Genomic DNA, 20,167 nt, shown 5'->3' on the forward strand with positions numbered 1-20,167 from the left:
TTACGAATCGAGCCCCAAACCGGGTCCTGCCGGCCCGTTTCCGGCCGGTTTCCAGCCGTTGCCAGCGGGGCTGCGGGGCGTCCGCTGCCCCCTGCCGGAGGCGCTACAGTCCCCGTGAGATCCGGTCTTCGAGCTGCGCGTAGAACCGGTCGGCCTGCGCCTGGGTCACCGTCCCCCAGGCGACGGCGTTCCCCAGGTCGGCGCGGATGCCTGCCAAACGTTGCTGGCTTCCGCAATCTATTCCGGCGGCCTGCGCCGCGCATTCCAGGGCGGACAATACCGGAGGCGGGACCAATGCGGCCCTCGCCGGCGCGGCACCAATGGCGCCAAGCCCCGCGGCAGACGCTGCTGCAAGGAAGGAACCGGCCGCCACGGCGCGGATCCGGACAGCTGCGGGACGGCGGAAGGATGGACGGGACGCGGCACTGGGATTGTTTTCCACCCCCTGACCCTTCCCCTCCCTGATGGGACAACGCCGGGTGTTTGCTGTGTACCGGCTGGGAGCGGGGCGCCATCACGGCTCGGACCTACTACGCTAAGTACCAGGAAAAGTCACCAACTTAGAGGAGCCCCGAAATGGCCAGCGAGTCCACGTTCGACGTCGTCAGCAAGATCGATAAGCAGGAAGTGGCCAATGCGCTGAACCAGGCGCAGAAGGAAATCGTCCAGCGCTACGACTTCAAGGGCGTCGGCGCCGAGGTGGACTTCAGCGGCGAGAAGATCCTGATGAAGGCCAACTCGGAAGACCGGGTGAAGGCAGTACTCGACGTGCTGCAGTCCAAGCTGGTCAAGCGCGGCATTTCCCTGAAGTCCCTGGATGCCGGCGAGCCGTACGCTTCCGGCAAGGAATACCGGATTGAAGCCTCCATGAAGGAGGGCATCGCCCAGGACCAGGCCAAGAAGATCAACAAGCTGATCCGCGACGAAGGCCCCAAGGGCGTCAAGTCCCAGATCCAGGGCGACGAGCTGCGGGTCAGCTCCAAGTCCCGCGATGACCTTCAGGCCACCATGGCCCTGCTCAAGGGCGCGGACCTCGAGGTTGACCTGCAGTTCATCAACTTCCGCTAGGTCTCTCCGGAGCACTTGCGACGGCGCCTCCCCCGCAGCGGGGACGGCGCCGTCGGTGGTTTAAGACCACCGGGGTTCTGAAACAGCCGGCGTTCTAAAGCAACACGCCGCCTTAGAGCGCGACGTCGTCGGCAGCGGGGCCGTCGTCGCCGAAGTCTTCCAGCTCTTCCCCGCCTACGGCTTCACCCATCCAGGTCAGCAGCTCCCAGGGACCGAGGCTGCCGTCGGGCAGCTCTTGGGCTTCGAGCACGGCAATGCCGGTGTTGCTCAGGGCGTTCGCGACAATAAAGTCCGGTCCCACGTTTTCGGCGCGGGCCGTGGCCCAGGCCCGGATGATCGCCCCGTGGCTGAAGATCGCCGGGGACTTCAACCCCGCGGCGGCCAGCTCCTCAACCACGGCGTCAAAGCGGCCCAGCGTCTCGGCTCCGTCCGGGCCGCCGGGCATCCGGACGGCTGTGTCGCCGGAGACCCAGCGGTAAACGGTCTTCAGGTAGGTAATGATCGCGTCCCGGTCATTGCGCATCTCCAGATCGCCGGCGAAGACCTCCCGCAGCCCGTCGCGGATCTGGACCGGCAGGCCCAGGGCCGCGGCCAGAGGCGCGGCGGTGAGCTGGGTGCGGACCAGGTTGGAGGCAAAGACCCCGTCGATGGGTTCGTGCCCGAGGGCTTCGGGCAGCGCCGCGGCCTGTTCCCTGCCCAGCTCCGTCAGTCCCGGTCCGGGGACTGCGGTGTCGAGGTAATGCTCCACGTTGGAGGGGGTCTGACCGTGGCGGACAAGTATCAGTCGCATGCTCGAAGCCTACTTCGTCAGCGGGACACGGATCGGCACTGCGTCAGGCGCCCAAGGTGCGCCCGGCCATGCGCTCCAGCCGCAGGATGCGGTCGGCCATGGGCGGATGGGTGGCCAGCAGGCCGCGCACTCCGGCACGGAACGGGTTGGCGATCATCAGGTGGGACACATTAGCCAGCTTCTGGTCATTCGCCGGCAGCGGTGCACGCTGGGTTCCGCTCTCCAGCTTACGCAGGGCCGAGGCGAGTGCCAGCGGATCGTTGGTGAGCTTCGCGCCGTCTTCGTCGGCGTCGTACTCGCGGGTCCTGCCGATAGCCATCTGGATCAGCGACGCCGCCATCGGCGCGAGGATGGCCATGGCAATCATGGCCAGCGGGTTGGCATTGCGCCGGTCCCCACCACCGAAGAACAGCAGGAACTGTCCCAGCGAGGTGATAACGCCGGCAATGGCAGCTGCTACTGAGGAGGTGAGGATATCCCGGTTGTAGACGTGCATCAGCTCGTGGCCGAGCACGCCGCGCAGTTCACGCTCGTTCAGCAGTGCCAGGATGCCCTGTGTGCAGCACACCGCAGCATGCTGCGGGTTCCGGCCGGTGGCGAAGGCGTTGGGTGCCATGGTGGGCGAAATGTAGAGCCGAGGCATGGGCTCCCCGGCCTGCTGTGAAAGCTCGCGGACGATCCGGTACATTTCCGGAGCCTGCGCCTCCGTGACGGGCACGGCGCGCATTGCCCGGATGGCGAGCTTGTCACTGTTCCAGTAGCTGTACGCAGTGGTGGCCAGGCCGATAAAGAGGAAGACCCAGATAAACGACGGGCTTCCGGTTCCGCTCGAGAGCAGGGCCCCGATTCCCAGCAGCACGGCGAAAAGCACGCCGAACAGGGCTGCCGTCTTGAGGCCGTTGAAGTGTCGGTGCACGGGTACATGGTCCTTTCACGCAGGCCGTTTCGGCCCGCAATCTCGGTTTTGTCCATATACTTCAACGTTTAACCGGGCCGGACTGTTCCTGCTCCGCTGAGGGCTTCAGGGCTCCGGATGCTGCGCGTCGTACCGTGCAAACCGGGGCTGGATTCGGGCCAGCACCGCCACCAGGACCAGGCAGATCAGCCCGCCCAGCACTGCCGCCCAGCCCTCCCCGACCAGGGAGGCATCCACGCCCGCCACCAGGTCCCCCAGCCGCGGGCCGCCGGCCACTACCACCACGAACACACCCTGCAGCCGGCCGCGCATGGCGTCGGGAGTGGCGGACTGCAGGATGGTGGACCGGAAAACGCCGCTGATGGAATCGGCTATCCCGGCGCAGGCCATCGCGAGCGCCGCGGGAAGAAGCCACCGGGAGGGGACCGCGCCGTCGTTGTGTCCGGCCAGCACCACCACCACGCCGAACGCCGTCACCGACAACCCCCAGGCCGCTACGGACCAGAGCACCGCCAGGCCCTGCCGGCGCACCAGCCCGAGCGGCCCGGAAAACAGGCCGGCGAGGAAGGCACCCACGGCGGTGGCGGCCAGCAGCACCCCCACTGTGGCGGCGCCCCCGCCGAGCATCAGCGCCCCGATGGCCGGTAGCAGTGCACGGGGCTGGGCTAAGACCATGGCGCACAGGTCCACCACGAAGGTCATGCGGATATTGGGGCGGGTGCCCAGGAACCGGAACCCCTCCAGCACGGAGCCCAGCCCGGCCTTCTGCACCTTGCCCACCGGCGGCATGGGCGCCAGCCGGTACAGCGCCCACATGGCGGCAGTGAAGGTAACGACGTCGATGGTATAGGTCCAGCCGTAGCCCACCCGTGCCACCAGCACTCCGGCCAGCAGCGGTCCCGCGGTCATGGCCAGGCCGAAGGTCATCATGCTCAGCGCATTGGCGGCAGGCAGCAGCTCGGGGCGGACCAGGCGGGGAATGATGGCGCTGCGGGCCGGGTGGTTCAGCCCGCCGGCACCTGCGTTGACGGCCACGAGGAAGTACAGCAGCCAGACGTTGCCGACTCCGGCCCAGGCCTGGGCGGCTATCCCGATGGTGCTCAGCCAGAGGAGTCCCGACGAGAACAGAGCGACCTTGCGCCGGTCATACGCGTCCACCACCGATCCGCCGTACAGCCCGGCCAGGACCAGGGGCACCAGGCCCACCAATCCGAGCAGACCGACATTGAAGCTCGATTTCGTCAGTTCGTAGACCTCCAGGCTCACCGCCACGAGGGTGAGCTGGGTGCCGACGGCGGAGAGCGCCGTTCCGGTCCAGAGCCGGCGGAATTCGGGGCTTTCACGCAGGGGCGTGAGGTCAGCGAGCAGTCTTGGCACCAGAGCAGTCTAGGGTCCCGCTGTGCCCGTTCCGGCGCACCACACGCGCACCGCAATAGAAAGCATGCTTAGGATGGGACGGAACCGCTTGCCCCGCACCCTGCCGAAGGAGTAGCCGCCGTGTTTACCCGCAACGTTGCCGATGGAATCCACCGCATTGAGCATGCCCATGTGAATGTCTACCTGGTCGAGGACGACGACGGCGTGGCAGTGATCGACGCGGGCCTGCCGGGGATGTGGCCGCACCTGACCGGCGCGCTGGACGAACTGGGCTACGGTGCCGGCGATATCCGGGCCCTGGTGCTGACGCATGCGCATTTCGACCACGTGGGCACTGCGGCACGGCTGCGGCAGGAGTACCGCACACCCATCCTGGTGCACGACGCCGACCGGTACATTGCCGCACATCCCTACCGCTACCGGCACGAGGCCAACCGGTTTCTGTATCCGCTGCGCTATCCCAAGTCGGTTCCCGTCCTGGGCGCAATGACCCTCGCCGGGGCGCTGAACGTGCGCGGCGTGACCGATGTGCACAGCCTGGCCCTGGATTCCGGCGACGCCCTGCCGGGCAAGCCGCGGATCCTGTACACGCCCGGGCATACCGCCGGACATGTGGCACTGCACTATCCGGACCGCGGAGCCCTGATCAGCGGGGACTCGCTCGTCACCCTCGATCCCTACACGGGCGCGAAGGGTCCGCAGATCGTTTCAGGGGCGGCCACCGCAGACAGCGCGCAGGCGCTCGCTTCCCTCTCACTGCTGGCGGAGACCGATGCTCCCCTGCTGCTCACCGGGCACGGAGAGCCGTGGCGGGACGGCTCGGCGGCGGCTGTCGAGCAGGCCCTGGCCCGCGGCGCGTCCTAACCTCCCCTTACCGCTCGGCTGCGCCCAGGTCCTGTTCCACGACCTCCAGCAGCCGGGAATCCCCGATGGGCCGGAAATGCCCCATGGTTTCCAGCTGGATGTTCCGCGCACCGGCCAGGTGGCTCCCGGCCGGGATATGCGGATCGAAGCTGCTGTACACCGAAGTGATCCGCGCATTCACGTCCACGTTGAGCAGGAGCTTCTGCAGGAACGGGTCCCGCGGCGCGAAGGCCCGGATCGAGGCCAGCGGAAACAGGTTGGCGTAGACGGAGCCCGAGAAAGGCGTGTTGACGGCGATCATCCGCTCCACCCGGGACCCGCCGTCCGGCAGGGTCATCAGGTGCTTGCCGATCAGGCCGCCCTTGCTGTGCGCCAGCACCAGCACGCCCGTCAGGTTCCGCTCCACCAGATAGCGTTCCACCAGCACGGCCATCTCCTCGATGGCTCCGCGGTTGTAGCCCAGCGGGGCCACGGTATGCACCGGATGTCCCCGCTCATACAGGTAGTCCGCCAGCGGCCGCATAAACTGCCAGTTTTCAAAGACACCGGGAATCAGCACCACCGGTGCCCGCACCTCACCCTCCGGATGCAGGTACGCCGACGGGTCCCGGCGGAAGACAAAGCCGTGCACCTGCCAATAGGCCACATATGCATAGTCCGAGGCCCAGCCCCGTGCCTGGCGCGCCCACCGGAAGATCCGCCCCTGCCGGCGCGGACGGACTCCGGGGCGTAAGGATGTCACTGTACGGCGGCCGCCGTGCGCATCAGCTCAGCGGTTTCTTTCGGACGGGTGTACATCATCACGTGCGGCTGGCCGGGGATTTCCGCCGTCACGGCACCCGGCCGGGCAAGGGCCAGCCGGGCCAGCCAGTCGGCCCGCACGACTGGATCCTTCCCGCCGCGCACCAGCAGGACCGGAGGCTTTACCTCGCGGATCCGCTCCTCGAGGCGGTGGTGGATCATCACGGGCAGCGTGGAGAGATACCAGCGCGGCCCGGCACGCAGGTAGTCGGTGACCAGAATGAAGTTGACGGCCGGGGGTTCCACCAGGCAGTCCTGCATCAGCCGCAGGGCCTGCAGCGGGGCGGAGCGCTCGGCGTCGTTAATGGTCGGCCCCAGCAGGACCACCGAGGACGCCGCATCCGGGGCGGCGAGCGCCATTTCCACCACCACCTGGCAGCCCATGGAATGGCCCACCCACTGGGCACCCCGGATGCCGGCGGTATCGAGCGCCTCGGCGGCGATGCGCCCGAAGTCTTCCATCTGCAGTTGCCTGCGCGGCTTCGGGGTGGATCCGAAGCCGGGCAGCTCGAGCGTATGGACGATGGATGTGCGCGCCAGTTCCCAGATCAGCGGGCGGTAGTACCGCTCCGAGGCGCCGATCCCGTGCACCAGGACCACCTCGCTGCGGGTCTCGTGCCAGTCGGGTGTCCCGGCGTCGTCAAAGCGGCGGTAGGTGCGGATGTCCACCTGCGTGTCCCCTACCGTCACGCGCTGGAATCCCGTTCGAGCTTCTGCTGCAGGCACTGTGCCTCTGCTTCCTGTTCCGTCGAGACGCTTGTCGGGACGCTTTAGGGCCAGCGTACCGGGACCCGGGCAGGTTAGGCGATCCTTATTATGAATAACTCAGAATAAGGATAGGATGTTGGACATGAACGGAAACGCAGCTGCAGAGGAAACCACCGCCAGGTGGTCCGATGAGCTGCGCGCCCACGGCCGTCGGGTGACCAAGCAGCGCCTCGCCGTGCTCCGTACCGTCGACACCGCACCGCACTCGGTAGCGGACGACGTCGCGGCCGGCGTCCGCCGGGAACTTCCGGACATTTCCCTGCAGTCCGTCTATGTGATCCTGGCCGACCTCACCGAAACAGGCCTGCTGCGGAAAATCGAAACCCCCGATTCTCCGGCCCGGTACGAGACCCGCGTGAATGACAACCACCACCACGCCATCTGCACCGAATGCGGACGGATCGAGGACGTGGACTGCGCCGTCGGCCACGCTCCCTGCCTCACCCCCGGAAACACACACGGTATGACCATCCAGATTGCGGATGTGCTCTACCGCGGGATCTGCACCGACTGCGCCGCCGCAGCCTCGTAGCCCGCCCCCCAAAGCCTTTCCTCCCTTTTGTCAGCACCAGAGAAAGAACAAGTATGTCCAACTTCACCACCACGCAGACCGGCACCCCGGTAGCGAGCGACGCACACTCGCTGAGCACCGGCGCCGACGGCGCCATCGCCCTTCACGACCGCTACCTGGTCGAGAAGCTGGCACAGTTCAACCGGGAGCGTATTCCGGAGCGCATCGTGCACGCCAAGGGCGGCGGCGCATTCGGTGAGTTCGTTGTCACCGAGGATGTCTCCATGTACACGCGTGCCGCTGTCTTCCAGCCGGGCACCGTCACCGAAACCGTCCAGCGGTTCTCCTCAGTTGCCGGCGAAATGGGTTCGCCCGACACCTGGCGCGACGTGCGCGGCTTCGCCCTGCGTTTCTACAGCACCGAGGGCAACTACGACATCGTCGGCAACAACACTCCGGTGTTCTTCATCCGCGACGGCATCAAGTTCCCGGACTTCATCCACTCGCAGAAGCGCCTTCCGGGTTCCGGCCTGCGCGACGCCGACATGCAGTGGGACTTCTGGACCAACTCCCCCGAGTCCGCCCACCAGGTCACCTACCTCATGGGCGACCGCGGGCTTCCGACGTCGTGGCGTGAAATGCCCGGCTTCGGTTCGCACACCTACCAGTGGATCAATGCCGCCGGCGAGCGCTTCTGGGTGAAGTACCACTTCACGTCCAACCAGGGCAACCATGAAATCACCGGTGCCGAGGCCGAGAAGATTGCCGGCGCCGACGCCGACTACTACCGCCGCGACCTGTACGAGGCCATCGAGGCCGGCAACTTCCCGTCCTGGGACCTGCACGTGCAGGTTATGCCGTACGAAGATGCCAAGACGTACCGGTTCAACCCGTTCGACCTGACCAAGGTCTGGCCGCACGCGGACTACCCGCTGATCAAGGTGGGTACCCACACCCTGAACCGCAACCCGGAAAACTTCTTCGCGCAGATCGAACAGGTTGCCCTGTCCCCCGCGAACCTGGTTCCCGGCATCGACGCCAGCCCGGACAAGATGCTGATGGCCCGCATCTTCTCCTACCCGGACGCCCAGCGTTACCGCATCGGCGCCAACTACAACCAGCTGCCGGTCAACGCACCCAAGGCCCCGGTTAACAACTACTCGCAGGACGGCGCCATGCGCTTCTCCTACAACTCCCCGCAGACTCCGGTCTACGCACCGAACACGCTGGGCGGCCCCGCGGCCGATGCAGCGCTGGCCGGTTCGGGCAGCTGGGAGAACGACGGCGCCCTGGTGCGTGCCGCCGCAACCCTGCATTCCGAGGACAGCGACTTCGTCCAGGCCGGTACCCTGTACCGCGAGGTTTACGACGACGCCGCCAAGCAGCGTTTCCTGGAAACCATCACCGGTGCCATCTCCGGCGTGAAGCGTCCGCATATCCGCGAAGCTGCGATCCAGTACTGGACCAACGTTGACGCGACCCTGGGCGAGAAGCTGCGCCTTTCCCTGGCACAGGGCGAAACCACGGCCAACGAAAAGGCCGAGTTCGTGGGCGTTGCTGAGTAATTTCAGCACCCGCTAAACCAGCAGCGGCCGGTCCCTTCGGGGGCCGGCCGCTGCTGTATGTCCTGCCTCCTACCGGGTAGGCCAGTACCAGATAATCAGCAGCGTCACCAGGAAACCGGTGAGGAAGTTCAGCTTCAGGAACCGTCTCCAGCCGGCATTCGCAGCACCGGACCCGGCGTCGGTGATCCGCAGGAACGGAACCAGGTTAAGGATGTAGGGCAGGGCCAGCAACCCGCCCAGCATCGCCGGCCAGGGAGTCAGCAGCATCAGCAGGCCGGCCGCCAGATAGGCAGCGGCGGCAAGCACCACCACCGGCCGCGCCCCCAGCACCGTGGCAATGGACCCGATGCCCCCTTCCCGGTCCGGCACCACGTCCTGCACGGCACCGAAGGCCTGGCTGGCCATGCCCCAGAGGAAGAACGCCCCCAGGACTGCCCAGAGCTCCGGGGTGAAGACCGCGCCGGCCAGGACCAGTCCGTACACTGCAGGGCTGACGAAGTGGGTGCTCGAGGTCATGGAATCCAGGAAGGGACGTTCCTTGAACCGCAGTCCGGGTGCGCTGTACGCAATGACTGCGAAGACGCTGACTGCCAGCACCAGCCAGGACAGCGGGCTTCCCAGCAGGATCAAGGCCACGAGGAACGGCACATTGGTGATGACCGCTGCCCACAACGTGATGCGGTGGAAACCGCGGTCCAGGACGGCGCCTTCCACTCCCCCCTTGCGCGGATTATGCAGGTCCGACTCGTAGTCGAAAACGTCATTGATGCCGTACATCGCCAGGTTGTAGGGAACCAGGAAGTACAGCGTACCGATGACCCAGGTCAGGTCGATCTGCCCGGTGGTGAGCAGATAGGCGGCGGCGAACGGATACGCGGTGTTCACCCAAGAGAGCGGCCGCGAAGACACCAGCAGCATCCGCAGGGTTCCCGCGGTGGAGGTGGCGGCGGTGCTCACGGTGTTTCCTTAGTGTTCGGCTTGGCGTCTCCCGGCGCGGGGGCACGTCCGGGCAGCAGCATCCAGAGCGCCGGCAGCAGCAGGACGGCCGCCAGCGGGTACGCGAAATCCTCCAGCGGCGCAGCACCGGCAAAGGCTCCGGAAATGCGGTCCTCGTTGTACCAAAAGAGGCCCACGCGGATCATGAGGTTGTCGAAGACGGCGGTCAGTGCCAACAGGACGACGCCGGTGACGGCAGCTGCGGCTGCGAAGTGCCGCGGGCGGTTCCGGCCCAGCAGGGCGGTTGTAAAGATCAGAGCCGCCGGCACGAGGAAGAAGGCATTGAGGGTCCAGTAGGTCACGGCCGGGTCCTCTCGCTCGGCCTGCGGGCCGGGTGCCTGCCGGTCCGGTCGGTGTTTCGTTCGGCGGCCCGTTCGCCGGCCCGATCCGCGACCAGACGCACCAGGCCGAAGAGCACCATGGTCAGGTAGCAAAGGAAGGCCAGGAAAAAGATCTCTTCCACGGGCAGGTGCGGTGCCAAGGTCAGGCCGAGCATAAACGGGGTCTCGCCGCGGTAGAAAATGTCGGAGCCGATGCCGGCCAGGTCCCAGCCGGTGAAGAACAGCACTCCGATGGCCAGCACTGCGGCTGCCCGCCGTGCGTGGGCGAAGAAGAACAGCCGGAACCGGTGGTCGAGCAGCACCATGCAGCCCAGGGACAGCAGCAGGAAAAGCAGGTACAGGACGCCCATTACGCTCCCGCCTCTGCCGACGGCTGCGGGGCCGGGTGCTGTCCGTCAGGAAGCTGGCTTGATGACACCCGTGCACCCCACGGCGCGGGCTCCGGCAGCGCCTCGGTGCCCGTTTCCCCGCGCAGCCGCTTGAGCACGAGTTCCGCGCTGATCAGGCACATGGGCAGTCCGATGCCCGGCAGGGTGGACCCGCCGGCGTAAAGCAGCCCCTCCACTTTCCGGCTGGCATTTGTTCCGCGGAAGAACGCGCTTTGCTTCAGGATGTGCGCCGGTCCCAGCAGGGTTCCGCGCCACGAATTGAGGTCGGCAACGAAGTCCTGCGGGCCCACGGTGCGGCGGATGATGATGCGTTCGGCCAGGTCGGGAATACCGGCCCAGGATGAGAGCTGCTCGATGACCGCGTCGGCCATCTTCTCGATCCGGGGATCCCCTGCGCCGTCGATCCCTCCGGCTCCGAGCGACGGATCCGAAGGTACCGGCACCAGCACAAACAGGTTTTCATGTCCTTCCGGCGCCGCGTCGGGGTCCGTCGCGCTCGGTCGGCAGACGTACAGGGAGGCCGGATCCGGCACCGAGGTGTCCTGACCGAAGATCTTCTCGAAGTTGGCTTCCCAGTCCCGGGTGAACAGCAGGGTGTGGTGTTCCAGCTGCGGCAGTTTCCCCTCCACACCGAGATGCAGCAGCAGCCCGCCGGGGCCGGGGACCCGGTGCTCCCAGTATGCCTCCGGATAGGTCTGCAGCTCCCGGGGCACGAGGGTGGTCTCGGTGTGGTGCAGATCCGCTGCTGAAACCACCAGGTCCGCGTCCAGCGACACCAGTGAGCCGCCGGCATCCCGGTACTCCACGCCCACGGCACGGGGCTTGCGGCGGGGGAAGCGGGCCCGGCCGCTCTTGGCGTTGGCCGGAGCGGAAGTCCTGATCCGGGTGACCTCGGCACCGGTGATGACCCGGCTGCCCTCTGCACGCGCCAGGTCGGAAATGACCGAGACTATCCGGTGGAAGCCGCCCAGGGGATAAAGCACCCCGTCAGCCAGGTCCAGCCGGCTCATCAGGTGGTACATGCTGGGTGTGGTGAACGGCGAGGAGCCCAGGAAAACGGCGGGGTAGCCCAGGATCTGCCGGATCCGCGGATCCGTGAAACGCCGGCCAACGAAGGTGCTCAGCGGTTCCAGCAGCAGCCTGGCAAGCCGGGGGCCGCTGCGCAGGACATCGGGGCGCAGCAGCGGCAGGAACGAGGCAAACGTTGTATACAGGAACCGCTTCTTGGCCATCGCGTAGACCTCTTCGGCGGACTCGAGATATTCCTCGAGCCGGGCTCCGGCACCGGGTTCCAGCGACTCGAACAACGCAATGTTGCCGTCCCGGGTGGCAGCCACGTCCACCGGTTCCGCGGTGTCCTCGAAGAGCACCCGGTACCCCGGATCCAGCCGGACCAGCTCCAACTGCTCGGCAGCGGTGGTGCCCAGCAGCCGAAAGAAGTGGTCGAAGACCTCGGGCATGAGGTACCAGGACGGCCCCGTGTCAAAGCGGAACCCTCCGGTCTCCCAGCTCCCCGCCCGTCCCCCGGTCTCCGGCTGCTTCTCCAGCACCGTGACCTCCAGGCCTTCCCGCGACAGCAGTGCCGCGGTGGCCAGACCGGTAATCCCGCCGCCGATCACGACGGCGGTGCGCGGACGCATGCTCATAGTTGCCTTTCGTTTCCCGGGACAGCTTGGTTTGCGCCGCGGTGCCGGAGCCCGACAGGACCGGCAACCCGGCGGGTCAGAACCGCACGCGTTGCGATGCGGACTTTCACGGGGTTCGGGACCCGCACCCGGGTGGTACGCAGCTGTTCGGCGGGTGTGTTCCGGAGCCTGCGGGCCAATTCACCGAACAGGTCCTGGGCCAGCGCGACGGCGGCCCTGCAGTTTGCCGGCAGCTCCGCCACCGCGGCGCCCGAAACCAGCAGGTCAGCCTCGATGCCGGCCAGGATCCGGTGCTTGTCCGTTTCACTGAACGCTGCCACGGTGATGCCGGGGAAATAGCTGCGTCCCAGGGTCTCGAAGTCCTGGGCAAGATCCCGCAGGAAGTTGACCTTCTGGAACGCTGCCCCCAGCCGTTGGGCGCCCTCGTGCAGCCGCTTGGCCTGGTCATCGGGCAGCGGAACTCCGTCGAGGAAACACCGCAGGCACATCAGCCCGATCACTTCGGCGGAGCCGTAAACGTACTCGTTGAAGCTGGCCTCGGTGTGTTCCACCCGGTCCAGGTCCGCGCGCATCGACGCGAAGAACGGGCGGGTGAGGTCCGTTCCGATGCCGGTTTCCCTCGCCGTCAGCGCGAACGCATGGACCACCAGATTGACGCTGTAGCCGGTGCGCAGGGCACGTTCCGTGTCCGCCTCCAGCTCATCGAGCAGCTCGCCGATCTCCGTGCGGGGCACCAGCGCGGCCGCCGCCACGCCGTCGACAATCTCGTCCGCCAGCCGGACCAGCGCGTAGATGGTTTCAATCTGCAGTCGCGTCCGGGCCGGCAACAGCCGGGAGGCCAGCCCGAAGGACGTCGAGTAGGACCGGATCAGCACGGCCGAAGTCCGGCGCGCGACGGCGTTATAGAGGGGCAGGCCCTGCTCAGCTACCACGGACTACCGCCCCCGGTTCACGGCGTCGTCAACCACTGTCGACAGTGCTGCGCGCAGCCCTGGGGTGACCGCAGGGCAGTCCAGGTGTTGGCGGGCCCGGTCTGCATATTCGCGCACCAGCTGCTGCGCATGGTCCCGGGCACCGGAGGAAACCAACAGTTCCCGGGCGCGGGCGGCATCACGGGCGGTCAGCTCTGGGTTGCCGATCAGGCCCGAGAGTTCTTCCCACTCCGGCTTCTGAGCAACATAGGAGACCAGCACCGTCCGCTTTCCCTCGCGCAGGTCCGAAAAACTGGACTTGCCCGTGGCGCTCTCCGTGCCGAAAACCCCCAGCAGGTCATCCACAACCTGGTAGGCAATCCCGATGTCCCGACCGTAGAGACCGAGGGTGGTTACGACGTCGTCCGGTGCCCCGGCAAGCACCGCCCCGGCCTGCAGCGGCGCTTCGAAGGAATAGACGGCGGTCTTGAGCCGCTCCATGTGCAGGATTTCGGCGATGGGCGGGGCATCAGGGTGGAAGGAAAGGTCGACGTCGATCAGCTCTCCGCCCGCGGATGCGAAGACGGCCTCGTCCAGGATCTCGGCCATCCGTGACCGGAGGCCTGTGTCCACCTCGGCGCTGTCCAGCATGCGGAATGCGCCGGTCAGGGCCAGGTCCCCTGCAATGACCCCGGCGGAGAGCCCGCGGTGCCGGGCTGCGGCTGTTTCAACGCCTGCGGCGGCGGCCAGCTCCCGATAGACGCCGGAAACGTTTTCGTGGCCGCGGCGGGTGAAATCCAGATCGATCACGTCGTCGTGCACAATCAGGGCCGTATGCAGCAGTTCGAATGCGGCGCCTACACTGGCAGCGGCCGCCGTGTCGGTGCCGCCGAGATTCAGGTAAGCCGTCAAGAGGATGCGCGGGCGCACCCGCTTACCTCCGGCAGTCGAGTTTTCCAGTGCCTGCCACAGCGAGAGGTAGCCGGGACCCAGTTTCGCGGCGCGGGCTTTGGCCCGCTCGAAGAACCGGTTCAGAACGGTCTCGACCAGATCCTGGCCGATAGACAAGTCGAGCGGGGGGTGCGTCTGCATAGGTAAAGTAAACACGTATGGGACTAGCGGAAGAAATGACAGACGGCTCAGAACGCGTGGTTCTGGTAGACAATGACGGCCGTCCCGTGGGCACCCGGGACAAGGCCGCCGTGCACACCACTGACACGCCGCTGCACCTGGCGTTCTCCACCCACGTCTTCAATACCCGCGGCTCGTTGCTGGTCACCCGCCGGGCGATGTCCAAGCTGACCTGGCCGGGAGTCTGGACAAATTCCTTCTGCGGCCATCCCGGACCCGGAGAAGCGACGGAGGACGCGGTGAACCGGCGCGCCCGGCGCGAGCTGGGGCTCGAAGTGCGGGACCTGACGCTGCGGCTGCCGGATTTCCGCTACCGTGCCGTGGATGCCTCCGGGATTGTCGAGCATGAGATCTGCCCCGTTTATACGGCCGTGGCCGACGCCGATCCGGTCCCGGCAGCGGACGAGGTCATGGACTGGGAGTGGGCGGATCCGGCGCAGCTTGTTCCGGCGGTTCGGCTGACGCCTTGGGCATTCAGTCCCTGGCTGGTGCTGCAGCTTCCGCTGCTCTACCCCTAGATCCGGCCCGGCCTGTCTGGGGTGGGCGACGGCGTGGGGTCGGCCTGACGGTGTGCGTGCGGACTGACGGCGCGGCAGGCAGGATCGACGGTGTGCGTGCGGACTGACGGCGCGGCAGTCGCTCAGTGTGCCGGTGCTGCGGTTTTGCTGCCCGCGAACCTCCGGCCCCAGCGGACCCAGGGGTATTCCTGGGGCCAGTGCCCGGCCAGGGTGTGGAAGGCCCGCCGGAAGCGCAGGGCCACGTTTGCCCGGCTTTGCACCGCCCGCGGCGCCATCCCTACGGTCAGGTGCGGATCCCGGCGGCAGCGACGGCCTTGGCCAAGATGGAAGCTGAGGCAGACGTCGTCGTGCATCTGCGCATCGCTCCTATGCACCTCGCCGCTGACCGCTTGCCAGGTCCCGGCGCGCAGGGCCAGATTCGAGCCGAAAAACGGCCAGTGGGCCAAAGCTGACCCCATGGCCAGGTAATAGGACCCCAGATACACCCGGGAGAGCAGCAGCGCCGGGAGGCGGGGCATCCCGTAGAAAACACCGGGACCGCTAAGCACTTCCAACTGCGGATCGGCGGCGAAGGCTTCAGCTATGCGCGCAATCCAATCCGGGGGCAGGACGCAATCTGCGTCACATCTCGCAATAATGGCGTCCGCGTCGAGGCCCTGAGCAGCGGCGTCGTACCCGGCACCGGCAGCGGCTGGGATTCCGAGAGCCGGTTCGAAAACCACTCGGGCGCCGAACCGCCGGGCAACCTCTGCGCTGGCATCGCTGCTGTTGTTGTCCACCACCACTATTTCCCGGGGCTGCAGGCTCTGCCCGGCCAGCGACTCCAGGCACGCTTCCAGGAGGGCGGCATCATTGCGGCACGGGATGACCACGGCAACAGCCGGAAGCTCAGAAGGCATGGGCTGAGTTTAGCGTGGAGCCACTGGTTCTCCCGGCCCGTTTCCGATGCCCACTGCCTCCGTCAGTGGTGCCGGGCTACCGTATGAGGATGATCGACGCACTGCTCCGCCCGCCCGAGTCCCGGAAGGCGTACCTGGCTGACGCGGTACGTGCAGTGGGAGTACTCAGTGTCCTGACGGCACTCGTACTGCTCGGACCGGTGGAAACGGCCCTGTTCCTGCTGGTGCTGCTGGGGCTTCTGGTCTCCCGGGCGCTGGCGGTCTTCCCTGATTTTGACGCCGCCTACGGCGTGGTGCTGCTGGCCGCGGCCTGGAGCAGCGTGGCGGACCTCTACGCCCGCATCTCCTGGTGGGATCTCGCCGTCCACTTTGCCACCACCGGTGCGCTGGCCGTGATGGCCTATTTCCTGCTGGTGCAGTTCGGCGCAGTACCTGCAGTCCAGCGCCCGCACCGTCACTCGCCCTCGCTCCCCGTGGTGGTTCCGCTGCTGGTGCTGGCGCTTGGCCTGGGAATGAGTGTCCTCTGGGAAATCGGTGAGTGGTGGGGCCACACGTACGTGGATGCAAGCATCAACGTCGGGTATGCGGACACCATGGGAGATCTGGCTGCCGGAGGGCTGGGCGCGTTGGCGGCCGGCCTGTGCCTGGGTGTTGCCGTCCGCCGGTCCGGTGCGCGGCAGAATGCGCCGGTGCCGCACCGTTCCCGCCGCTAGCCCGGGGCTCGCGCCGCTGGCCCGGGCTCGCCCCGCTGATAGCCGGCTGCGGCCCGGGTTCACGCGCTTGGTAGCCCGTCGCATCCAGGCTTAACTGCGAAGGGCATCCCGGGCAGCGATGGCTGCCCGGGATGCCCTGTACTGCCGGCGGATCACCGCCGGCTGTTCTCGCTAGCGGGAGAGGTACCGCTCGTGCTCGCTGTGGGCGCGGGCTACGGTTTCGCGGATCTCTTCGATGTCCTTGACCTTGTTGCGGTACTTGACGTCCATCTTCAGGATGTCCTGCTCTTCATCGCACAGGGCCTTGTAGACCCGCTCCCGCTCGGCGGGATCTGCGGTGTAGGACAGGTCCAGGTAGGAATCCGCATGGCGCCGCGCGTTGTTCACGGCGGTCATGGCCTTGCCTGCCGGGCTGACCAGGGACGCAACAACGGTCACCAGCAGGACGCCCACAATGACGGAGAGCGAGAGGCCGGTGGTGATCTCGATAACCGGAACGTGCTCGCCGCCGTTGATGAAGGGCAGGGTGTTCTCGTGCAGGGCGTGCAGGACAAGCTTGACGCCGATGAAGGCCAGGATGGTTGCCAGGCCGTAGCTGAGGTAGATCAGGCGGTCGAGCAGTCCATCAATGAGGAAGTAGAGCTGGCGCAGGCCCATCAGGGAGAACGCCGTGGCCGTGAAGACAATGAAGACGTTCTGCGTCAGGCCGAAGATCGCCGGGATTGAGTCGAGCGCGAAGAGGATGTCGGTACCGCCGATGGCCACCATGACCAGCAGCATCGGGGTGAGGACGCGCTTGCCGTTCTCCATGGTGAAGAGCTTGTCGCCGTCGTACGTCTCCGACGTGTGGAAGATTTTGCGGGCGAGCCGAATGATGAAGTTGTTGGCTTCGTCGTCGCCCTCGGTGCTTTCAGGCTTGAGCAGGTTGCCCGCCGTGATCAGCAGGATCAGGCCGAAGAGGTAGAAGACCCAGGAGAAGGAGTTGATCAGCGCGGCACCGAGAAGGATGAACGCGGTACGGGCGATCAGGGAGAAGACGATGCCGAAGAGGAGGACCTTCTGCTGGTCTTCACGCGGAACCCGGAAACTCGCCATGATGATCAGGAAGACAAACAGGTTGTCCACCGAAAGCGCTTTCTCGGTGATGTATCCGGCGAAGTACTCGGTGCCCATCTGGGTTCCGCCAAGGGCCCAAACGACACCGCCGAAAACCACGGCCAGGCCTACGTAAATGGAGGACCAAATGGCCGCTTCCTTCAGCGTAGGGATGTGGGCCTTGCGGATGTGGAAGAAGTAATCAAAGGCCAGAAGGGCCAGGATGACCGCAATGGTCACTCCCCAGACCAAGGGGGAAACAGTCATGGAATCTCTGCTTTCGTAGGGTATGCCGAAGGAGCATAGGTCTCTCCCGCCACCCTGGACAGGCTGGCCGCTGAACCCGGCGGAGCGTCGGTGCTCCACGTGTTGACGGATATCTGCGTTTTGGGATACTCCCCTACGAAGGAATCAGTCTAACAGGGCCAGGTCCGCATCGCAGTCCACGTCCCGCCCATCGGCCAGGTCGGAACAGTCCACGATGTCCAGGAGCTCCGGATGGGCAGCCAGGAACGCACGGGCACCGGAATCCGGATCGACTCCCGGCTTCCCTTCCCCTGCATGTTCAGCCCCTGAATAGCGTGTATCCGGTTCCAGGCTTCGCGCGGCCAGGGAAGCATCGAACAGAACGGGGTGCCCGCGCCGCAACTCCCCATCCGGCCTCCGGTAGCCGGCGGCGGCTATCCTTCCGGGCCGCCCCGAGGCGAGGACACGGGAGACCACGGCCGGGGTCAATCCGGGCTGGTCTACCAGGGCCACAAGGACCGAGGTCTCCGGCTCCCGGGCCAGTGCCGCCAGGATCCCGCAACGGTAACTGGTGCCCATTCCGAGCTCCCACTGTGGATTCACCACCGGTACAGCATCCTGCAGCCGGACCGAGGCCAGAATCTCAGTGCTCCCGGCGCCCAGCACTGCGACCACCTGGGCACACCCTCCGGCCAGCAGCACCTCGACCTGATGCTCGATCAGGGGCCGCCCGCGGAAAGGCAGCAGCGCCTTAGGCCCGCGGCCGAGACGTCTGCCGGCACCGGCAGCCAGCAGGACCGCCGTCGTCGTTCCGGTCATTGGTCCGTCCTCACTCCGCTCCGGACTTAAACAGGCAGCCGCCGCACCCTTGGATGGTGCGACGGCTGAGGTTTCGGGTAATTAGCCTTCACAGTCCTTGCAGTAGGCCAGGCCGTTCTTTTCGACGGCCAGCTGGGAGCGGTGGCGGACCAGGAAGCAGGAGTTGCAGGTGAACTCGTCTTCCTGCGGCGGCACTACGCGGACAAGCAGTTCTTCACCGGACAGGTCTGCGCCGGGCAGTTCAAATCCTTCAGCTGCCTCGGTCTCATCCACGTCAACTACGGCAGACTGCTTGTCACTGCGCCGTGCCTGAAGCTCTTCGATAGAAGCCGGGCCGGCTTCTTCCTCAGTCTTGCGCGGCGCGTCATAATCTGTAGCCATTTTCTCGGCTCACACTCCAAATCCGTAGTTATGTTGTTTCCGGGGCACTCGATACTAGCCGAACATAACGGTTGTACGGTCGCGTACTATTCCCATCGGCCGTTCAGCTGCCGTTTTTCTTTCTCCGGACCCTGGGTGCCCGGACGTTGGTGCCCGGACGTTGCGCGCCCGGACTTTGGTGCCCGGACCTTGGGCGCCCAGCCCCGCGGCGCCGAAAGTGCGCTCGTGCCGGGAAGCCGTCCGGGTCCATTGTGCGGTCCCCGCGCACCCTTTCCTACCCAACGTGCATCCAGCCGTGCAGGTTCCGCTTTTTCGACGGGACTTGTTAACGGTTGAATCCGTTGCGGAGGAACCCAATCGCTTCGGCAAACAGCTGTTCCAGCAGCTTGAGGGACTCCGGCGTGATGGCGCCCTGCGTGCGCCGTTCCCACTGGGCAAAGGCGCTTCGTCCGCAGGTCAGCACTGAACCAACCAGGCAGGAGATGTAGAAGGGATCGGCGGCATCGCCTAATCGCTGCCGGATGGAAGCGACGATGCGCTGTTCTGCCCGGTCCCATGCCTCCAGCTGGAACCGCATCATTTCCGGGTTGTCCTGGGCAAAGGCGTAGAGCTCGGCAGTCACCGCCAGCCGCTCCGGTTCCGCCGGGGAGGTCAGGGCCTCCAGCATGGACTCCACGATGTTTTCGTCCTGCGGACGGGACTCGAAGTGGCCCAGCACGGTTTCCAGGAATCCTTCCATGGCCACCGTGAGCGATGCTTCAGTGCTGGAAAAATAGTTGAAGAAGGTCCTGCGCGAGACACCGGCCCGCTCCGCAATGTCGTCCACCGTGAAATTGCCCGGGCCCTTGCTGCGGACCAAGCTGAGGGCAGCCGCGGCGATAGCTGCGCGTGTCACCGATTTGTTCAGTTCCCGCCGTGAGGGGGCGGCCGTTTCTCCTGCTGCCACGCCAATACACTAAGTGCAACTTTGCACGGCGGGCAAGGGGAACGAAAAAGCACCGGACAAGCAGGTTTCCGCCTGCCTATCCGGTGCTTCTCTTGCTCTTTGCGCTTATGCCTCAGGCTGCGGTTCAGCCGGAGACATCTTCTGCTCGCCGCCGGAGGTGTAGGAACCATTGGTTCCCGTGCTGCCGGCCGCGGAAGAACCCGTGGTGGAACCGGTGGACCCGGATCCGGTGCTGCCGGAAGAGCCCGATCCGCTGCTGGAACCGGTGACCTTGGAGGCGGCATCCTTGGCGACGCCCGTAACCTTATCCTGCAGGCCCGGTGCCTTTTCCTTCGCCCAATCGGTGCCGTGGGAAACAGTTTCCTGCACCTTCGGGTCATTCCAAAGCTGCATCAGCTTTTCGCGGCCGCCCTTGGAGCCAACCAGGTAGCCAATACCCGCGCCCGCCAGAAATACAAACTTCTTTACCATGGTCT

Annotated in this window: 24 protein-coding genes; 6 read left to right on the forward strand and 18 right to left on the reverse strand. The window is 66.1% G+C overall.

All coding sequences use genetic code 11. From position 1 onward, the window contains the following. Positions 1-103: 103 nt before the first annotated feature. On the reverse strand, positions 104-442 hold the full coding sequence (locus N2K99_RS13195; RefSeq protein ID WP_227933013.1) for a hypothetical protein: 339 nt from the start codon (positions 440-442) through the stop codon (positions 104-106). Positions 443-576: 134 nt separating this feature from the next. On the opposite strand from N2K99_RS13195, the gene N2K99_RS13200 reads away from it, so the two are divergent. Further along, positions 577-1,068, forward strand: a complete 492-nt coding sequence (locus N2K99_RS13200) for a YajQ family cyclic di-GMP-binding protein (RefSeq protein ID WP_227933012.1) — start codon at positions 577-579, stop codon at positions 1,066-1,068. Between the two features lie 112 nt (positions 1,069-1,180). Here N2K99_RS13200 and N2K99_RS13205 read toward each other — a convergent pair whose 3' ends face one another. The 3 genes from N2K99_RS13205 to N2K99_RS13215 form a co-directional block, all read right to left on the reverse strand. Next, the gene (locus N2K99_RS13205; RefSeq protein WP_227918878.1) at positions 1,181-1,858 is read right to left on the reverse strand and encodes a histidine phosphatase family protein; all 678 of its coding nucleotides are present in this window, start codon (positions 1,856-1,858) and stop codon (positions 1,181-1,183) included. A 43-nt stretch (positions 1,859-1,901) separates the two neighbouring features. Next, a complete protein-coding gene (gene htpX / locus N2K99_RS13210; RefSeq protein WP_227918881.1) occupies positions 1,902-2,774 on the reverse strand; it encodes a zinc metalloprotease HtpX in 873 nt (290 codons plus the stop codon). Positions 2,775-2,879: 105 nt separating this feature from the next. After that, entirely contained in the window at positions 2,880-4,151 is a 1,272-nt protein-coding gene (locus N2K99_RS13215) for an MFS transporter (protein WP_227918883.1), read from the reverse strand. A gap of 120 nt (positions 4,152-4,271) precedes the next feature. On the opposite strand from N2K99_RS13215, the gene N2K99_RS13220 reads away from it, so the two are divergent. Further along, positions 4,272-5,015 (forward strand): MBL fold metallo-hydrolase, encoded by a 744-nt coding sequence (locus N2K99_RS13220; protein WP_227918885.1) that lies wholly within the window; start codon positions 4,272-4,274, stop codon positions 5,013-5,015. Positions 5,016-5,022: 7 nt separating this feature from the next. On the opposite strand, the gene N2K99_RS13225 is transcribed toward N2K99_RS13220, so the two are convergent. Together N2K99_RS13225 and N2K99_RS13230 are read right to left on the reverse strand one after the other, a co-directional pair. Next, positions 5,023-5,661, reverse strand: coding sequence for a triacylglycerol lipase (locus N2K99_RS13225; protein WP_227933011.1), 639 nt, complete (start codon positions 5,659-5,661; stop codon positions 5,023-5,025). Between the two features lie 92 nt (positions 5,662-5,753). Further along, the gene (locus N2K99_RS13230; RefSeq protein WP_227933010.1) at positions 5,754-6,542 is read right to left on the reverse strand and encodes an alpha/beta fold hydrolase; all 789 of its coding nucleotides are present in this window, start codon (positions 6,540-6,542) and stop codon (positions 5,754-5,756) included. Positions 6,543-6,666: 124 nt separating this feature from the next. Between N2K99_RS13230 and N2K99_RS13235 the strand changes: the two genes are divergently transcribed. Together N2K99_RS13235 and N2K99_RS13240 are read left to right on the forward strand one after the other, a co-directional pair. After that, the gene (locus N2K99_RS13235) at positions 6,667-7,116 is read left to right on the forward strand and encodes a Fur family transcriptional regulator (RefSeq protein ID WP_227933009.1); all 450 of its coding nucleotides are present in this window, start codon (positions 6,667-6,669) and stop codon (positions 7,114-7,116) included. Between the two features lie 53 nt (positions 7,117-7,169). Continuing rightward, positions 7,170-8,660 carry a catalase gene (locus tag N2K99_RS13240; protein ID WP_227918894.1) on the forward strand — a complete coding sequence of 497 codons (1,491 nt, stop codon included), beginning with the start codon at positions 7,170-7,172 and terminating at the stop codon, positions 8,658-8,660. A 69-nt stretch (positions 8,661-8,729) separates the two neighbouring features. Here N2K99_RS13240 and N2K99_RS13245 read toward each other — a convergent pair whose 3' ends face one another. Genes N2K99_RS13245 through N2K99_RS13270 form a run of 6 tightly spaced genes read right to left on the reverse strand, consistent with a single transcriptional unit; the run spans position 8,730 to position 14,035 of the window. Continuing rightward, a complete protein-coding gene (locus N2K99_RS13245; protein ID WP_231711737.1) occupies positions 8,730-9,578 on the reverse strand; it encodes a prenyltransferase in 849 nt (282 codons plus the stop codon). Between the two features lie 35 nt (positions 9,579-9,613). Continuing rightward, positions 9,614-9,958 carry a lycopene cyclase domain-containing protein gene (locus tag N2K99_RS13250; RefSeq protein WP_227918899.1) on the reverse strand — a complete coding sequence of 115 codons (345 nt, stop codon included), beginning with the start codon at positions 9,956-9,958 and terminating at the stop codon, positions 9,614-9,616. After that, positions 9,955-10,347: a lycopene cyclase domain-containing protein gene (locus N2K99_RS13255; RefSeq protein ID WP_227933007.1), complete on the reverse strand. Its 393-nt coding sequence runs from the start codon at positions 10,345-10,347 to the stop codon at positions 9,955-9,957. Before N2K99_RS13255 ends, N2K99_RS13250 begins: the two co-directional genes overlap by 4 nt. Then, positions 10,347-12,026, reverse strand: coding sequence for a phytoene desaturase family protein (gene crtI / locus N2K99_RS13260; RefSeq protein ID WP_227933065.1), 1,680 nt, complete (start codon positions 12,024-12,026; stop codon positions 10,347-10,349). Before crtI ends, N2K99_RS13255 begins: the two co-directional genes overlap by 1 nt. 2 nt (positions 12,027-12,028) lie before the next feature. Then, entirely contained in the window at positions 12,029-12,964 is a 936-nt protein-coding gene (locus N2K99_RS13265) for a squalene/phytoene synthase family protein (RefSeq protein ID WP_227918903.1), read from the reverse strand. A gap of 3 nt (positions 12,965-12,967) precedes the next feature. Beyond that, positions 12,968-14,035, reverse strand: coding sequence for a polyprenyl synthetase family protein (locus N2K99_RS13270; protein ID WP_227918906.1), 1,068 nt, complete (start codon positions 14,033-14,035; stop codon positions 12,968-12,970). Positions 14,036-14,070: 35 nt separating this feature from the next. On the opposite strand from N2K99_RS13270, the gene idi reads away from it, so the two are divergent. After that, positions 14,071-14,592, forward strand: coding sequence for an isopentenyl-diphosphate Delta-isomerase (idi, locus tag N2K99_RS13275; RefSeq protein ID WP_227918908.1), 522 nt, complete (start codon positions 14,071-14,073; stop codon positions 14,590-14,592). Positions 14,593-14,714: 122 nt separating this feature from the next. On the opposite strand, the gene N2K99_RS13280 is transcribed toward idi, so the two are convergent. After that, the gene (locus N2K99_RS13280) at positions 14,715-15,491 is read right to left on the reverse strand and encodes a glycosyltransferase family A protein (RefSeq protein ID WP_227933006.1); all 777 of its coding nucleotides are present in this window, start codon (positions 15,489-15,491) and stop codon (positions 14,715-14,717) included. Between the two features lie 89 nt (positions 15,492-15,580). Here N2K99_RS13280 and N2K99_RS13285 point away from each other — a divergent pair, with 89 nt between their 5' ends. Beyond that, positions 15,581-16,204: a hypothetical protein gene (locus N2K99_RS13285; protein ID WP_227918912.1), complete on the forward strand. Its 624-nt coding sequence runs from the start codon at positions 15,581-15,583 to the stop codon at positions 16,202-16,204. A gap of 171 nt (positions 16,205-16,375) precedes the next feature. On the opposite strand, the gene N2K99_RS13290 is transcribed toward N2K99_RS13285, so the two are convergent. The 5 genes from N2K99_RS13290 to N2K99_RS13310 form a co-directional block, all read right to left on the reverse strand. Then, positions 16,376-17,566, reverse strand: coding sequence for a TerC family protein (locus N2K99_RS13290; RefSeq protein WP_227918914.1), 1,191 nt, complete (start codon positions 17,564-17,566; stop codon positions 16,376-16,378). A gap of 144 nt (positions 17,567-17,710) precedes the next feature. Further along, positions 17,711-18,364, reverse strand: a complete 654-nt coding sequence (locus N2K99_RS13295; RefSeq protein ID WP_227933005.1) for an NTP transferase domain-containing protein — start codon at positions 18,362-18,364, stop codon at positions 17,711-17,713. 81 nt (positions 18,365-18,445) lie between these two features. Beyond that, entirely contained in the window at positions 18,446-18,745 is a 300-nt protein-coding gene (locus tag N2K99_RS13300; protein WP_146360892.1) for a DUF4193 domain-containing protein, read from the reverse strand. A 325-nt stretch (positions 18,746-19,070) separates the two neighbouring features. Then, positions 19,071-19,691, reverse strand: a complete 621-nt coding sequence (locus tag N2K99_RS13305; protein WP_227933004.1) for a TetR/AcrR family transcriptional regulator — start codon at positions 19,689-19,691, stop codon at positions 19,071-19,073. 105 nt (positions 19,692-19,796) lie between these two features. Next, entirely contained in the window at positions 19,797-20,162 is a 366-nt protein-coding gene (locus N2K99_RS13310; protein WP_227918917.1) for a hypothetical protein, read from the reverse strand. Between the last annotated feature and the right edge of the window lie 5 nt (positions 20,163-20,167).

Source organism: Arthrobacter sp. zg-Y1110, from assembly GCF_025244865.1.
Lineage (GTDB): Bacteria > Actinomycetota > Actinomycetes > Actinomycetales > Micrococcaceae > Arthrobacter_B.